This window comes from Duganella callida (genome assembly GCF_004614165.1).
GTDB classification, from domain to species: domain Bacteria; phylum Pseudomonadota; class Gammaproteobacteria; order Burkholderiales; family Burkholderiaceae_D; genus Rugamonas; species Rugamonas callida.
Map to the genome: position 1 here is coordinate 21,279 of NZ_SPVG01000138.1, position 14,980 is coordinate 36,258.

The window sequence follows — 14,980 nt, forward strand, 5'->3', positions numbered from 1 at the left end:
TGTGACAGTTTTGTGACGGCTTGGGTATGGCAAATAATAAGAGGAAAGTAAATTATCTGTTTGGTAATTGCCGATTGGTCATGTATAGTTATAAAAAATCAATTAATAACGAGGAATCACATGTCCAAATACCTGGCGGCCGGCGCGGCGCTCGCGTTGGCACTCGCGGCTCCGGCGCAAGCAGAAGTCCACACTTACAATTTTGAAGCAACGGTCTACTCGCTGGCGCAATACACCAGCCTCTACCAGGCTGTGACGCTGAATTCGGCCGAAGCAGCCGGCGGCGGCGCGACCGTCTCGCTGGGGCAGAAGATCACCGGCCAGTTCACCATCGACACCGGCAAGCCGGCCGACGACGTCTTTACGCTGCCGGGCGTCAGCAGCAGCTATTCGCACTGGTCCAACGGCTCGCTGAGCTATTCGTTCCAGGGCAACAGCGCCACCTACTCGACAGTCACCTACACCAACAGCTTCAACTTCCAGTCGACGACGACTGCGGACCGTTTCGCCGTCGCTGGCGGCAATGCAACGCTGAACACCTCGTTGTGGTTCCAGGACTTGGGCAAGACGGCCTTCGCCAACGGCATGCCGACCGGTACGCTGTCGCTGAAAGACTTGAGCAATTCCGGCCTGGACGCGGCCTGGTATGGCGCCAACGGTTCGGTCTACGGCTTGCAGGCGCAATTCGACAGCCTGACGCTGGCCGCCGCCGTGCCGGAACCCGGCACCTGGGCCTTGCTGACCGCCGGCCTGGCGCTATTGGGGATGGCGGCGCGCCGCAAGCGTTCATGCTGAAAGATATGCGCTAAAAAAAGCCGCCGACCCGGAAGCAGGTCGGCGGCTTTTTTTCTGACATATCACAGGCAGCAAGCCAGCATCTTGATGCAGCAGACGATATCGCCGCAGCAGCCGGTGTTCGCCGCCAATGCAACGGCGGAACTGGTGAGCAGCGTAGCCGCTACTGTCAGCTTAATGAATTTGGAGCGCATGATAATTCCTTTATCGAACAAAAAATCGAATTTTACCTGCGCCATTTTAGCCTGAATAACAAGCAAAAAGCCGTTGACCTGATAGCAAGTCAACGGCTTTTTCTATGTCTGGTTGCGGGGACAGGATTTGAACCTGTGACCTTCGGGTTATGAGCCCGACGAGCTGCCAGACTGCTCCACCCCGCGTCTGAAGGCAATCATTATATACAGGTTGCGCGGATTTCGCAAGGCCGCCTAAATCAGCCGCTCAAATCGCGGCCAGACGCCAAAGGGACGTTAACTCGGCCGCGCGGGCGGCGTGCAAGGGATCGGTGGCGTCGCTGGCGCGCGGATGGACCGGGCGCACGTCGATGCGGCCCAGCACTTTCAGGCCGGCGGCGGCGATCCATTCCAGCAGCTGGTCGCGCGGACGCAGGCCCAGATGCTCGGCCAGGTCGGACAGTATCAGCCAGCCTTCGCCGCCCGGCGTCAGGTGCGCCGCCAGGCCGCCGAGGAAGCCGCGCAGCATGCGGCTGTCCGGATCGTAGACCGCGTATTCGATCGAGGAACTCGGTCGCGCCGGCACCCACGGCGGATTGCACACCACCAGCGGCGCGCGGCCTTCCGGGAACAGATCGGCCTCGCGCAGTTCGACCTGATGGTCGAGGCCCAGCAGCGCCAGGTTCTCGCGCGCGCAGCTCAGCGCACGCTGGTCCTGGTCGGTGGCGACCACGTGGCGGATGCCGCGCCTGGCCAGCACCGCCGACAGCACGCCGGTGCCGACGCCGATGTCGAAGGCCAGCGAAGTATCGGCCGGCAGCGGCGCGTCGGCCACCATCTGGACGTATTCGCCGCGCACCGGGGAGAACACGCCATAGTGCGGATGGATGCGCGCGCCCAGCGCCGGGATCTCGACGCCGTTGCGCCGCCATTCATGCGCGCCGATCAGGCCAAGCAGCTCGCGCATGGAGATGATGAACGGTTCCTCATAGCGCCCATAGGCTTCATTGCAGGCCAGACGCACATCGGGCGCGCGGCGCAGCGGAATGGTGTAGCCGTCCTCGAACGGGATCAGCAGCATGGCCAGTGTGCGCGCGCGCTGCGATTGCGCTTGGCGGTGCAGGTGGAACGCCTCGGTCGGCGAGGACGGCGCCTTGGCCGGCTTGGCCTTCTTGCCCGGACGTCCCTTGTGATCGGCGCGGCGCGCCAACGCCTGCAGCAGCTGGCGCGCGTTCTGGAAGTCGCCGCGCCACAGCAGCGCCGTGCCTTCGCAGGCCAGCCGGTATGCGGTATCGGCATTGGTGCGGTCGTCGGCGATGATCACGCGCTTGGGCGGCGGATTGCCGGCTTCGGAATGCCAGCGCGCGGAGCGCGGCTCGCCATTCTCCTCCCAGTGGATGCGTGGTGAGGCTTGAGGGGAGGTGCTGGTAGCGGCCATGAGGTATCAATCGACAGGGAAATGCCGACATTATACCGGGCGGCGTGGCCCGCCCGCCGCGCCGCTTTACGCGTCAGGCAGACGGCGGCTGTACCGGTTGTGCGGTGTTGGCGGTGTCCCTGGCCGGTGCCGCGGCGGCATCGGCGGCGGCCGGCGACGGTGACGGTGGCGCTGGAACCGCAGCTGGCGCCGGTGCCTCCGGCGCCGTCGCATCGCTGGCGGCGTCGGCGTCGCTCGCGGCGGTGGCCTTGGCCTTGTCGGCCGCCGTCGGCGCGCTGTAGGTGTTGGTGTCCTTGCTGTCGACCAGATTGAGCAGCCGCAGCGACAGATTGCGCAGCGCACTGCGGTCGATGCCGTCGCTGGCCGCGTTGGTGTCCTTGTCGTTGGTGGACAGCGCGGTTTGCAAGTCGCGGCCGATCAGCTGGAACAGATCGGCCAGTGTGCCCGGGAAGTCGATGTTCGGCACCTGCACCACCGGCAGATCCTTGGTCGGCGTCTTGTCAGTTTGGGCGGTTGCGGTATCGGCTTTGTTGGCCTGCGTCTGGCTGGCCGCCGCGTTCATCTCGGCGTTGTACTGGACTTCGACCTCGAAATCGAACTTGCGGCCATCGGCCGTGGTGATGGTGCCTTTGCCGATGAAGTGCGAGCTGTCGGTCATGCTGAACGCCGCCGCGTTGGTGACGCCATTCGCGTCCCTGGTCTGCTGCACGCCCATCGCATAACCGGACGACACATCCAGGCTGGCCGAATCGAAATCGATGGTGGCGCCCCTGGCATCGTCGCCGAACAGGGCCTGGGTGAAGCTGCTGACGAAACTCTGGGCGAAATCCACCGTGGCGTTGCCGAGCGAGGTGACGCGGCTGGTCAGGTCCAGCGGATTGCCGGACTGCGTGGCCGGCGTCGCGCCGCTGCCTTGCGTTTTTTGCAAAGCCTTGCTGTCGTTGGACTGGTTGCCCGTGTACAGCTGCTGCCAGCGGTTGCCGAGATTCGAGATGGTAGACATGGCGGATTCCGTTTTAATGAAACTTCTACAACTCTATAACGGTATCGTAGCGGATTACTTGAGGACGCGGCGCGAATTAGTGGTGGTGGGTCCAGCCTTCCGGCGCGGCCAGATAAGATTCCACGGCGTCTTTCTGGCCGATGGCATGGTGTTTCACTTCGCCGCACTGGCACACGCCAACGTAAGGCTGGATGTGCGAGCAGGCCGAGACTTTCTGCAGGCGGACCTGCACGGCTTTGGCGCATTTAACGCATTTGAAGGTCAGGGTGCGTGGAGCTTTCAACATGATGGTCTGATACGGAGAGACAAAGGCGCGATTTTACCACTCACGCATACAGATCGAGTGTCGGCTGCGACGGCGCGTTGTTGCCGTAGGCACGCTGTGTTTGCTGTTGTGCCAACTCGGCGCGGGCCTGCATTTCCATTTGCTGCGCCTCCGCCGCCACCGCGCGGTCCTGGCCGGACGGCTCGGCCGGCGCCAGCGCCGCCGCGGCGATGGTGCGGGCGCGCTGGATGGTTTCCTCCGGCGTGGCGCCGGGAGAGGTATCGATATTGACCTCGCCGCCGACGGCGTAACTGACGCCGTTCGGGCCGCGCTGGTAGGTATAGGTGGGGCCGGACGTCGCCAGGCCGCCGGCGGCCGCCAAATGGGCCTGTTCGTGCTGGCGCACCTCGGTGTCGCGCTGTTTGAGCTGGTCGATCATGGCCAGCGCCTCCTGCGACAGATTGGTGGTGGAGGCGGCGGAATCCGAAGGCGTGGCCGCCCGCGCCGGTTGCGCGCTGCGCAACGGCGGTGAGATGGCAATGGATGCGGAAACGGCGCTGATGCTCATGTTGAAGCCCTCGGAGCTCCAATCATAGCAAATTTACACCGTCGTCACGCGACGCTGACCGAACTCCTGCCGCCGGCGGATGGCTGCACCAGGATCTTGGCCGAAATCCGTTCGGTCATTTCCTGCACGTGCGAGATCACGCCGACCTTGCGGCCCATGGCCTGCAGGCCGTCCAGGGCATCCATGGCGACGCGCAGTGTGTCGGCATCCAGGCTGCCGAAGCCCTCGTCGATGAACAGCGATTCGACCCGCACGCGGTTGGACGACAGCGAGGCCAGGCCCAGCGCCAGCGCCAGCGATACCAGGAATGATTCGCCGCCCGACAGCGAATGTACCGAGCGCATTTCGCCGCCCATGTCCTGGTCGCGCACCAGCAGTGCGAGCGAGGGTGCGGCGCTGTTCTGGATGCGCTCCAGCTGGTAGCGGCGCGACAGGTGGTGCAGGTGGGCGTTGGCGTAGCCCAGCAGGACGTCCAGCGTGAATTGCTGGGCGTAGTTACGGAAGCGCTTGCCGTCGGCGGAGCCGATCAGGTCATCCATGCGCGCCCAACGCGTGGCGACGGCTTCCTGTTTTTCGATTTCGGTCAGCATGGCGTGCGAGTGGCGGCGCTTGGCGTCGTCCTGTGCCAGCGCCAGTTGCAGCGCGGTGGCGTGGTCGTTGGCGGTTTTGCGTTCGTCCAGCAGATCCTTGAGCGCGGCGGCGACGATTTCCATCGCAGATGGCGATGCCGCGACCGCCGGTTGGGGCGCGGTTCCGGTCGCGGACCCGGCGCCCAAGGCGTCGTCGTTGCTTTCGCCCGCGTCGCTACCAGCGGTGGCATTGGTATCGGTGTCGGCATCGGCCCACAGATCGCCCGTAGCCTCGGCGCGCGGCGCTGGCGCTTCGGGCGCACCGTCGCCGGGATGTGTCGTTTCCGCTTCCGCCTCGACGATGGCGCCCGAGTGGCGCGGCGGTGGCGCGCTTTGCCGATGCTGTTCGTGCTGGCGCCGGCGCTCCTGCAGCACGGTGGCGGCTTGATCGACCGCGCGTGCCAGTGCTTGCAGGGCGCTGCGTTCGGCGGCGATCTCGTCGCCAGAATGCGCCAGCAGCGCATGCAAATGGTCGAGATCGCGCAGGCCTGCATCGGGCTGTCGCTGCTGGAAGTCTGTCATCCAGTCGGCCAGACGCGCCGCGGCGGCGGCGGCCGACGCCTGCAGTGCGGCCAGGCGTTGCGATGCCTGCGCCAGCGCCTCGTCGCAACGGATGCGGTGTTGCGCCGCCTGCTGGGCCGCGTTCTGGCTTGCGCCCAGGCGTGCCTTGGCGGCGTCGATCGCGGCCTGCAGCGCCGCTTCGACATCGCGCACCTCCTTGCCGCCCCACAGCGCCATGCGCCGCTCCTGATTGTCGCGCAAGGCGGCATTGGCGGTCGCGTAGGCGTTGTGGGCATGAAGCGCGTCCTGCGCGGTTTTCGCCTGCGCCTCCTGCAGACCCTTCAGCTCGACCTCGATGGCGGCCAGACCGGCGGCGCGTTCGTCCCAGGCGGCGCGCTGCGCCAGCCATTGCCTGCTTTCTGCCTGGCGGGCTTCGTGGAAGCGCGCCGGGCCGGAACGCCAGTCGTCCTTCCACTCATCGCTTGGTATGTCGCCGCCGCTGAACGCCGGGTCCAGATCGGCCAGCAGGCCGCTGAGCGTCAGCGCGACTTCGATGCGCTGGTCTTCCAGCGCCTTGAATTCGGCGGCCGATTGCGCCAGCGCCGTGCGGGCGGCAGCCGCCACCTGCTGCAGCCGCGCATGCTCGGCTGCCGAGCTGTCGTACGCGCTCTGGGCCTGGTCGCGCGCGACGCGGGCGGTATGCAAGGCACGTTCCTGCTGCTCGATCGCCTGCAAACCCTGCTGCGCCTGTTCGAGCTGTGCACCGAACCAGGCCGCACGTTCGGCGGCCGGCGCGGATTGTTCCACGTCGGCGGCAAGCGCGTGCGCCTGCCACGCCGTCTCGGCCTGTGTCAGTGCCTGCTGCATATTCTGCTGCTCGGCGGCCAGCAGTTTCAGTTGACCTGCGCTGCTTTGCACGGCAGCGCGCGCGGTGGCCTGGCGATTGACGTTGGCCTCCATCTGCCGGCGGCATCGCGTTACATCGTCCTGGAATTCGCGCAGCATGGCCTGCAGGCTGTCGTCCTGGTGGCGGTACGGATGCTCCAGCGCGCCGCAGACAGGGCAGGGCGTATCGTCTTCCAGCGACTGACGCAGCGATTCCACGCTGGCCGCACATGCCGCTTCGGCCAATCTCAGCGAGCGTTCCGCCTGCGACAGGGCCGCCATCACGCCGATATTTTCCTGCTCGGCCTCCGCCAGCTGCGCCTGCGCCGCCGTCATGGCCTGCCGATGCTGGGCCGATTGCGCGCCGATCTGCGCATGGCGGGCCTGGCGCCCTTCCAGATCGAGCCAGATTTTTTCGCCGCTGATCAGCAGTGCGCGATGCTGTTCCAGTTGGCCACGCGTGGCGCGCAACTGCTCCGCGTCGTAGACCGCCATGGTTTGCGCGGCTTGCTGGCGCTGCTGTTCCAGCGTTTGCAGCGCGGCGGCGGCAGCGGCCAGCCGGGTGCTGGCGTCGGCTTCCTCGTCGCGGTGCGCCTGTGCGTTGCGCTGTACGCGCGACAGCCCGGAAGCCAGTTTGTCCGCCTGTGCGGCGGCCTGGCCGGCCTGCACGAACAGCACATCCCAGCGCTCCCATTGCTGCGCCAGGATTTCCCAGTGGCGGTGCTGCTCCAGCCACGCGCGCCCGGCCTGCTGCTGCGCGCCCAGGCGGTTGTATTCGTCCTGGCGCGACAGCAGCGTGCCGCGTGCCGCGACGTCGGCCTGCAGGGCTTTTTCATTGGCGGCGGCGGCCTGGCGCCAGGCCGGCAGCATGGCTTCGATGCGGGCATCCAGTGCCTTGGCCTGGTCCAGCTGCGGCGCGGCTGCGCGTTGATCGTCTTCGGCCTTCTGCAAGCCGGTTGCGGCCTGCGTCAGGGCGGCTTTGGCCTGGTCCAGCGCCTGCCCCGCCTGCCGCACCTGTTGGCCACCGTTGGCGATGGCGGCGTGCGTGCTGGCGATGTCGGCGTCGAGGCGGCGGATGTCGTCCGTCAGCGCACGCGCCGGCTGCACCGCATCGATCAGCGCCAGGGCCGCGTGGCGGGGGGCGGCGGCTTCCACCTCCGCCTGCGCCTCTCCGCTGGCCTGCTGCGCGGCGGCGATTTCTTCCAGCAGGCGCTGGTCCTGATGGTGCCAGCGCAGTTCCTGTTCCAGTTCCGCCTTCTGCTGGTCGAGCGCCTGCAGCGCCACGGCGGCGGTGGCGCTTTGCGCCTCCAGTTCGCCGCGCTGCTCGCCGCTGAGCGGTTTCTGGTCGGCCAGACGGAGGTTCAGTTTTTGCAGCGCCGCCTGTTCCAGCTTGTTGCGCTCGAAGGCGCGGATCGAGATTTCGGAATAGATGGTGCTGCCGGTCAGCGTCTCCAGCAGTTCGCCGCGTTCGTTGTCCTCGGCCTTCAGGAAGGCGGAAAACTCGTTCTGCGCCAGCAGCACCGCGCGCGTGAACTGCTCGAACGACAGGCCGATGCGCTTTTCGATTTCGGCCTTGACTTCGGTCTTGGTGCCGCCGATCGGCTGTTCCGACGGCAGCAGTTTCAGCGACATGGTGGTCGGCTGCAGCGCGCCTTCGGCCTTGGTGCGCGACCGCCGCACGTTCCAGCGCGCACGGTAGGTGGCGCCGTCGCTGCCGACGAAATCGACTTCCGCGTGGCCTTCCGCCGTGCCGCGGCGCAGCAGGTTGCGCGGGTCTTGCGTGGAGATGGTTTCGTTGCCGACGTCGGACAGGTAATTGCGGCCGGCCACGCGCAGCAGGCGCGGCGTGGCGTCGTACAGCGCCAGGCACAGGGCGTCGAGCAGGGTGCTCTTGCCGGCGCCGGTCGGGCCGCTGATGGCGAACAGGCCGGTGGAGGCCAGGGGCTCGGCCTCGAAATTGACGCTGAATTCCTCGGCCAGCGAGGCCAGGTTCTTGCCGCTGATTCTCAGGATCTTCATGGCAGCATCAACTCCGCGAACGCGCTCAGCTGATCGGCCGGCGCATCGTTACCGAAGCGCTGCTGGTACAGCTGCCGGAAAATGTCGTCCGGCTTCAGTTTTTCCAGCTGGTCGAGCGTCATCACTTCCTGATCGATGGACGAGCCGCGCGCGGCGGACGAGGTCTCGATTTTCGCCAGCCGCACCGGCTTGCCGTCCAGCGCCGCCTCGATGCGCGCGCGCAGGCCGGGCTCCGGTTGTTCCAGCAGCACCCGCACTTCGAGGTAAGGCTGCTGCTCGGGCGGCACGTCCGGCGGCGCCAGCGCCGCCAGCTCCTCCAGCACCTGCGTCAATGGCGCCGGCTTGGACGGCACGCGCAACAGCTCCACCGCGCGTGGCACCGGCACCGGCACGATCTCGCGCACCGCCGTGCCATCGAGGTCGATGCGCAGCACCTGGTGCGCATAGTTCACCTCCGAGAAAGACAGCGGCATCGGGCTGCCGCTATAGCGGATGTGTTCCTGTTTGCCGACGTTTTGCGCCAGATGCAGGTGGCCCAGCGCCACGTAGGCGATGGCCGGATCGAAGATCCCGGCCGGCAGCATCTCGGTGCCGCCGATGACGATACGGCGCTCGGAATCGCTGGACATCTGCCCGTCCACCATGTGGCAGTGGCCCATGGCGATGATGGCCTGGCCGTCCTGCCTTCTGGACTGCGCCAGTTGCAGCGCCTGCTGATAGAGCAGGGCGATGCCGGCCAGGTAGGGATCGGCCGCCTCGGCGCCTGCCTCTTCCGGCGCCGGCACGCGCGGCACGTCGCCGGGACGCAGGAACGGCACCGCCAGGCACCACGCGGCCACCGCGCCATCGCGCCCGGTCAGGGGCAGCACCAGCGATTCGAGATCGATCTCGCCATCGGCGTTGCGCTGCACCGCGCCCACCACGCGCGTGCCGTGCGCTTCCAGCAGCGGTCCTGGCGCGTCCAGCCGGCCCGGCGAATCGTGGTTGCCGGCGATGATGATCAGGTTCAGGTGCGGCACGCGCTCCTTCGCCTGGCGCAGGAAGCGGTACAGCTGCTTCTGCGACGCGGCCGACGGATTGGCGTTGTCGTAGATATCCCCGGCGATCAGCAGCGCGTCGGCCTGCTCGGCGACGATGGCGTCCAGCAGCCAGTCGAGAAAACGCTGGTGCTCGTAATGACGCTCGAAATTGTGCAGGGACAGGCCCAGATGCCAGTCGGAGGTGTGCAGCAGACGCATGAAAAATCTTCAAACAACCGGAAAAGCGCCAATATAACGTATGGCGCGGCCCGGCGGTTTGATTTATGCCGCGTTTTTATGCTGCATTGCTGGCCGGCGGCGGCAGCGCCGGGCCGGCGCGGTAGGTGTTGCGGCCGGCCTGTTTGGCCTCGTACAGCAGGATGTCGGCGCGGTTCAGCAGCTCGGCGGGGCTGACGTCCTCGTCGCGGTAGTAGGTCAGGCCGATGCTGGTGGAAATCGACACCACCGTGCCATCCAGGTCGAATTCGGCCTGCATCGCCGCCACGATCTTGGCCGCCAGCGCCGCCGCGTCGTCGATGCGGTGCATGCGTTCCATGATGATGGTGAACTCGTCGCCGCCCAGGCGCGCGATGGTGTCGCTGGCGCGCATGGTCTGGGTCAGACGCGCCGAAAAGGCCTTCAGCAGCGCGTCGCCGACCGCGTGGCCGAAGGTGTCGTTGACGGGCTTGAAGCGGTCGATATCCATGTACATCAACGCCATCAGATGACCGTTCTCGCGGCTGGCGGCCATGGCGTCGTGTAGTTTTTGCAGGAAACCGGCGCGGTTGGTCAGGCCGGTCAGCGCGTCCACCTGCGACAGCCGCAGCAGGCGCTGTTTCTCGCGCTTCTGCACCGTGATGTCCTGGCGCATGACGTGGAAGCCGATCACGCTGGCGCCTTCCTCGTCCATCTGCGGGATGTAGACCACTTCGAAGGTGCGTTCGATGGCGTCGCTGTTGTCGTCTTCCTCGAAGGTCAGGGTTTCGCCGGCCAGCGCGCTCAGGATGTAGGGCTGCAGGAAGGCGTAGCGCTGCTCGCCCATGGTCTCGCGGATGGTCTTGCCCAGCACCGCCGCGCCGGTGCGGTTGAATTCCCGTTCGTAGGCCAGGTTGTGGAAGCGGTAGACCTGCTCGGCGTCGATGTAGGCCACCATGGCCGGCAGCGTGTCGGCGATGGTGCGCAGGCGCGCTTCGCTTTCGCGCAGCGCGATCACCGATTTGCGGATGTGGGTGATGTCGTCCACCGTGCCGACGTAGCCATATACCTTGTCGTCCACCACCATGGCGGCGATCTTGAACGAGACCCAGATGATCTGGCCGTCTGGATGCACGCAGCGCAGCGTGTCGCGGTGCGGCAGGCGGGTTTTGGCCATCTGCTTGAGCGCGGCCTTGAGCAGCGCGCGGTCATGCGGATGCACCGCGCGCATCCAGGCGTCGCCCAGCGCTTCCTCGCGCGTCAGGCCGGTGATCAGTTCGAAGGTGCGGTTGACGTAGGTGCAGTGGCCGGTGGCGTCGGCGCGCAGCAGGCCCAGTGGCGAAGCATCGTTGACGGCCGCCAGTTCGGCCTGATTCTTGCGCATCGCCAGTTCGGTTTCCTTGCGCTGGGTGATGTCCTGCACCGTGACCGCGACGCCGTCGGTGATCGGCACGATCTGGTGGTGCAGCCAGTGCAGATCGCGGTTGGGCAGGAAATCGACTTCGAACTCCTCTTCCAGCGGCTGGCGCGCTTCCAGCACGTGGCGGAATTTTTCGACGAAGCCGTTGGAGTGCAGCGCCGGCATCACTTCGATCAGGCGCTTGTTCTTGATCTCGGCGCTGGTGTAGCCGAGCAGGCGCGCGCCGTTTTCGTTCAGGTCGGCGATGGTGAAGTCGAGGATTTCGCGGTGCGCGCCGCGCATGCGGCAGGCTTTGAACAGGTAGACCGCATCCAGGCTGGCGTCGGCGGCGGCGCGCAGCATCAACTGCGCCTCGATCACCTGGCGCGCGCTGTGGCGCAGGCGGTAGGACTGGCGCATCAGCAGGTACACGAACAGGGCCACCAGCACCGAGGCGGCCAGCGTGGCGGCGTAATACATGTCGCGCCGCCGCTCGAAGCGCGCCATCGCGCTCCGGGTCGGATTGCCGACCACCGCCATCAGCATGAAGCGCGGCATTTCGGTGTAGCCGTAGACGCGCTCGATGTTGTCGAACGGGCGTTTCAGTTGCAGCTCGTCCGGCGACTGGGCGGCGCTGGACTGGACCGAGGTGAAGTCGATGCTGTCGCTGATGATGACCTGGTCGTCGATGCGCGCGGCCAGCATGCCGTTTTCGCGGCTGATCAGCATCACCGCGCCGCCCGGGTCGACGTCGAGCCGGTCGTAGTCCTCGACGAAATAGGCCGGATCCATCATCACCAGCACCACGCCGGCGAAGCTGCCGTTGGCGTTGTTCAGGCGGCGCGAAATCTGGATATGCCATTTCTTGGTGCGGGCGTCGACCACCGGGGTCGAGACCAGCGCGGTGTCGGACGGATTGCTGGCGTGATTCCTGAAAAACGGCTGGCTCCTGATGTCCGGCGCGAAGTAACCGTTTTTGCTGTCGATGACATTGCCCTCGCGGTCGAGGATGGCCAGCGGCAGATCGAGCTTGGTCGGCAGCAGCGAATCGAGCAGGCCGTTCTTGCGGGTGAATTCGGGCAGGCGCAGGCCGCCGCCGGTTTCCTCGTATTTCAGCTTGAACAGCTGGGTGGCGTGGGCGGTCTGGCGCAGCAGGTCGTTGCTGTGCTCCGCCAGCGTACGCGACAGCGACTGGCTGTGCAGCACCGCCTCATAGTGGGCGGTGAGTTTTTCCTGCCTTACCTGGTACAAGGTCGTCAGCCACATGCAGATCAGCAGCGCCGCGCCGAAGGCGGGCAACAGTATCACGCGGTACAGTCGGCGTAGAAAAGGCAGCATGGGGCGGCAATCCTGGGACGTGGTCTGCGGTCGTAGCACTTATTCTGCACGGAAATATCGACTTTTGCATACCAACCATCAAAAATATACGCACTCTGTCACAGCTAATTCACGGGCAATGTTGATTTCTTTATTAGAATAGCGGGCATGACTGAAATGACGATAAGCCTGTCCGCCGCGCGGGCGCTGCATCTGGCGGCGCAGGGACTGCTGCAGCCGCGCCGGCGCAAGGCGCGCCAGGACGACGTGGTGGCGGCGATCCGGCAGATGGGCGTGCTGCAGATCGACACCATCCACGTGGTGGCGCGCAGCCCGTACCTGGTGCTGTGGAGCCGCCTGGGCGACTATCCGCCAGCCTGGCTGGAACAGGCGCTGGCGGCCGGCGAACTGTTCGAATATTGGGCACATGAAGCCTGTTTCGTGCCGGTCGAGGATTACCGCCTGTACCGCCACCGCATGCTGGACCCGGAAGCCATGGGCTGGAAGTATTCGGCCACCTGGATGCGGGAGCGCCGCGCCGAGGTCGAGGCGGTGCTGGAGCATATCCGCGAGCATGGTCCGGCGCAGTCGTCCGATTTCGAGCGCACCGATGGCCAGGCCGGCGGGTGGTGGAACTGGAAGCCGGAAAAGCGCTCGCTGGAAGTGCTGTTCACCACCGGCGCGCTGATGATTTCCGAGCGCCGCAACTTCCAGCGCATTTACGATCTGGCCGAACGCGTGCTGCCGCATTGGCACGACAGCCAGTTGCCGGACGTGGAGCAAGTGCGGCGCGAACTGGTGCTGAAGGCCGTCAAGGCCATGGGCTGCGCGCGCGCCGCCTGGATCAGCGATTACTTCCGCACCCGGCCACCGCGTCTCGATCCGGAAACGCTGGTGGCGCAGGGCGCCTTGCTGCGCGTCCAAGTGGACGGCTGGGACGATCCGGTCTACGTCCATCCCGACCACGCGGACCTGCTGGCCGAGGCGGCGCGCGGCGCGCTGACGCCGACCCTGACCACCGTCCTGTCGCCGTTCGATCCGGTGGTGTGGGACCGCCGCCGCGCGCAGGAATTGTTCGACTTCGACTACCGGCTGGAGTGCTACACCCCGGCCGAGAAGCGCAAATACGGCTACTTCACGCTGCCGATCCTGCGCCGCGGCGCGCTGGTCGGCCGGGTGGACGCCAAGGCGCACCGCCGCGCCGGCGTCTTCGAACTGAAAGCGCTGATCCTGGAGCCCGGCGTGCGCGTGAGCGAGCGCTTCGTGCGCGATGTCGCCGGTGCGCTACAGCGGCTGGCCGACTGGCACGCGTGCCCGCAGGTGCGGCTGACGCAGGCGACGCCGGCCGATGTCGCCGCGCCGCTGCGGGCCGCATTCGCTCAACAGCAGGAGCGGGCCGCATGAGGTGCCAGCCGTGACCTTGCCCGCCGCTCCCGCCAGCCTGCTGGGCGCCGACGGTCAGCCGCTGTTCGGCCGTTACGCCGGGCAGGTCGGCCGCATCGACTGGAGCCAGCTGGCGCGGCCCTACATGCGCGGCGCGCTGTGGCGCCGCTTTCATCACAAACGCTGGCATTACGTGGCCCTGTGTACCGAGCAGATTTTCGCCGCCGTCGCCATCGTCGATCTGGGCTGGACCAGCACCGCCTTCGCCTACGCCTTCGACCGCGGCGATGGCGACATGCTGGCCAATTTCTCGCAGGACGGCCTGCCGCTGGTATCGGCGCGGCTGGCCGATGACGCGGGCGGTACCAGCAGCTTCAAGAAAGGCCAGACCCACATCGCGGTCGACGCCAACGGCGACGGCAGCTATCAGCTGACGCTGCGCTGCGATTATCTGGAAATCGACGCCGTCTTCGGCCCGCCCGCCGCGCCGCTGCTGCTGGCCGCCGGTCCGATCGCCAGGGGCTCGGTGCACGCGACGCAGAAATCGTCCGCCATGCCGCTGAGCGGCGAGCTGCGCACCTACCGCGAAGCGTTCAAGCTCGATGGCGGCATCGCCAGCTTCGATTATTCCAACGGCCTGCTGGCGCGCGACACCGAATGGCGCTGGGCCTCGGCGCACAGCATGGAGCTGGGCTTCAACCTGCAGGCCGGTTATTTCGGCGGCAACGAGAATGCGCTGTGGCTGGACGGCGACATTGTCCCGCTGGCGCCGGCGCACTTCCTGTACGATAAAAAGGATGCGCTGTCGCAGTGGCATATCTTCACCGAAGACGATATGCTGGACCTGACCTTCACGCCGGAGGGCGCGCGCCGCGACAACCGCAAGATGCTGGTCGCGGCCAGCCGCTATCTGCAGCCGGTCGGCACCTTCAGCGGCTGGGTGCGCGGTGCGCCCGACCAGCCCAAACGCATGGTGACGCAGCTGATGGGCGTGACCGAAGACCATTACTCGCGCTGGTAGCCCCACACCCTATGAGCATCCGCAACCTCGACCGTCTGTTTGAACCGCGTTCGGTGGCCGTGATCGGCGCGTCCGACAATCCGCAGCGCATCGGCACGCGCGTGCTGGCCAATCTGCTGGACGGCGCGTTCACGCGCGAGGGCGGGCAGGTGTGGCCGGTGAATCCCAAGCACGCGGCGCTGCGCGGCCAGCCATGCTACAGCCGCGTGAGCGCGCTGCCGTCCGTGCCGGAACTGGGCATCATCTGCACGCCGCCGGCGACGGTGCCGGGACTGATCGCGGAACTTGGCGCGCGCGGCGCCAGGGCGGCCATCGTGATGACGGCCGATCCCGGCCACAGCGGCGGCCGCAGCCTGCGCCAGGCCATGCT

12 protein-coding genes and 1 tRNA gene are annotated in these 14,980 nt (G+C 66.5%); 4 read left to right on the top strand and 9 right to left on the bottom strand.

Annotated elements, in window-relative coordinates; translation table 11 throughout:
* Positions 1–120 precede the first annotated feature (120 nt).
* Positions 121–795 (top strand): PEP-CTERM sorting domain-containing protein, encoded by a 675-nt coding sequence (locus E4L98_RS13595; RefSeq protein ID WP_135202087.1) that lies wholly within the window; start codon positions 121–123, stop codon positions 793–795.
* A gap of 62 nt (positions 796–857) precedes the next feature.
* On the opposite strand, the gene E4L98_RS13600 is transcribed toward E4L98_RS13595, so the two are convergent.
* From E4L98_RS13600 to E4L98_RS13645, 9 genes are all read right to left on the bottom strand, one after another.
* Positions 858–1,082, bottom strand: a complete 225-nt coding sequence (locus tag E4L98_RS13600) for a hypothetical protein (RefSeq protein WP_135202088.1) — start codon at positions 1,080–1,082, stop codon at positions 858–860.
* Positions 1,083–1,098: 16 nt separating this feature from the next.
* Positions 1,099–1,175 (bottom strand) — tRNA-Met (locus E4L98_RS13605).
* Positions 1,176–1,236: 61 nt separating this feature from the next.
* Positions 1,237–2,406: a methyltransferase gene (locus E4L98_RS13610; RefSeq protein ID WP_135202089.1), complete on the bottom strand. Its 1,170-nt coding sequence runs from the start codon at positions 2,404–2,406 to the stop codon at positions 1,237–1,239.
* Between the two features lie 73 nt (positions 2,407–2,479).
* Complete coding sequence (locus E4L98_RS13620) at positions 2,480–3,409, bottom strand: hypothetical protein (RefSeq protein WP_205746723.1); 930 nt, start codon at positions 3,407–3,409, stop codon at positions 2,480–2,482.
* A gap of 76 nt (positions 3,410–3,485) precedes the next feature.
* Positions 3,486–3,695 carry a hypothetical protein gene (locus E4L98_RS13625; protein ID WP_135202091.1) on the bottom strand — a complete coding sequence of 70 codons (210 nt, stop codon included), beginning with the start codon at positions 3,693–3,695 and terminating at the stop codon, positions 3,486–3,488.
* A 40-nt stretch (positions 3,696–3,735) separates the two neighbouring features.
* Positions 3,736–4,242: a putative metalloprotease CJM1_0395 family protein gene (locus E4L98_RS13630; protein WP_135202092.1), complete on the bottom strand. Its 507-nt coding sequence runs from the start codon at positions 4,240–4,242 to the stop codon at positions 3,736–3,738.
* 44 nt (positions 4,243–4,286) lie between these two features.
* Positions 4,287–8,276 (bottom strand): AAA family ATPase, encoded by a 3,990-nt coding sequence (locus E4L98_RS13635; RefSeq protein ID WP_135202093.1) that lies wholly within the window; start codon positions 8,274–8,276, stop codon positions 4,287–4,289.
* Entirely contained in the window at positions 8,273–9,514 is a 1,242-nt protein-coding gene (locus tag E4L98_RS13640; RefSeq protein ID WP_135202094.1) for an exonuclease SbcCD subunit D C-terminal domain-containing protein, read from the bottom strand. Before E4L98_RS13640 ends, E4L98_RS13635 begins: the two co-directional genes overlap by 4 nt.
* Positions 9,515–9,590: 76 nt before the next feature.
* On the bottom strand, positions 9,591–12,227 hold the full coding sequence (locus E4L98_RS13645) for a sensor domain-containing diguanylate cyclase (protein WP_135202095.1): 2,637 nt from the start codon (positions 12,225–12,227) through the stop codon (positions 9,591–9,593).
* 147 nt (positions 12,228–12,374) lie between these two features.
* On the opposite strand from E4L98_RS13645, the gene E4L98_RS13650 reads away from it, so the two are divergent.
* The 3 genes from E4L98_RS13650 to E4L98_RS13660 form a co-directional block, all read left to right on the top strand.
* Positions 12,375–13,610, top strand: coding sequence for a winged helix-turn-helix domain-containing protein (locus tag E4L98_RS13650; RefSeq protein WP_135202096.1), 1,236 nt, complete (start codon positions 12,375–12,377; stop codon positions 13,608–13,610).
* A 10-nt stretch (positions 13,611–13,620) separates the two neighbouring features.
* Positions 13,621–14,610, top strand: a complete 990-nt coding sequence (locus E4L98_RS13655; RefSeq protein ID WP_135202097.1) for a DUF2804 domain-containing protein — start codon at positions 13,621–13,623, stop codon at positions 14,608–14,610.
* 11 nt (positions 14,611–14,621) lie between these two features.
* The coding region (locus E4L98_RS13660; RefSeq protein WP_135202098.1) for a CoA-binding protein at positions 14,622–14,980 on the top strand (359 nt) is incomplete at its 3' end.

Excerpts from the sequence above, each read along its gene's own strand:
- E4L98_RS13595 (WP_135202087.1), top strand. The coding sequence starts at position 121 with ATGTCCAAATACCTGGCGGCCGGCGCGGCGCTCGCGTTGGCACTCGCG.
- E4L98_RS13610 (WP_135202089.1), bottom strand. The coding sequence starts at position 2,406 with ATGGCCGCTACCAGCACCTCCCCTCAAGCCTCACCACGCATCCACTGG.
- E4L98_RS13620 (WP_205746723.1), bottom strand. The coding sequence starts at position 3,409 with ATGTCTACCATCTCGAATCTCGGCAACCGCTGGCAGCAGCTGTACACG.
- E4L98_RS13625 (WP_135202091.1), bottom strand. The coding sequence starts at position 3,695 with ATGTTGAAAGCTCCACGCACCCTGACCTTCAAATGCGTTAAATGCGCC.
- E4L98_RS13630 (WP_135202092.1), bottom strand. The coding sequence starts at position 4,242 with ATGAGCATCAGCGCCGTTTCCGCATCCATTGCCATCTCACCGCCGTTG.
- E4L98_RS13635 (WP_135202093.1), bottom strand. The coding sequence starts at position 8,276 with ATGAAGATCCTGAGAATCAGCGGCAAGAACCTGGCCTCGCTGGCCGAG.
- E4L98_RS13640 (WP_135202094.1), bottom strand. The coding sequence starts at position 9,514 with ATGCGTCTGCTGCACACCTCCGACTGGCATCTGGGCCTGTCCCTGCAC.
- E4L98_RS13645 (WP_135202095.1), bottom strand. The coding sequence starts at position 12,227 with ATGCTGCCTTTTCTACGCCGACTGTACCGCGTGATACTGTTGCCCGCC.
- E4L98_RS13650 (WP_135202096.1), top strand. The coding sequence starts at position 12,375 with ATGACTGAAATGACGATAAGCCTGTCCGCCGCGCGGGCGCTGCATCTG.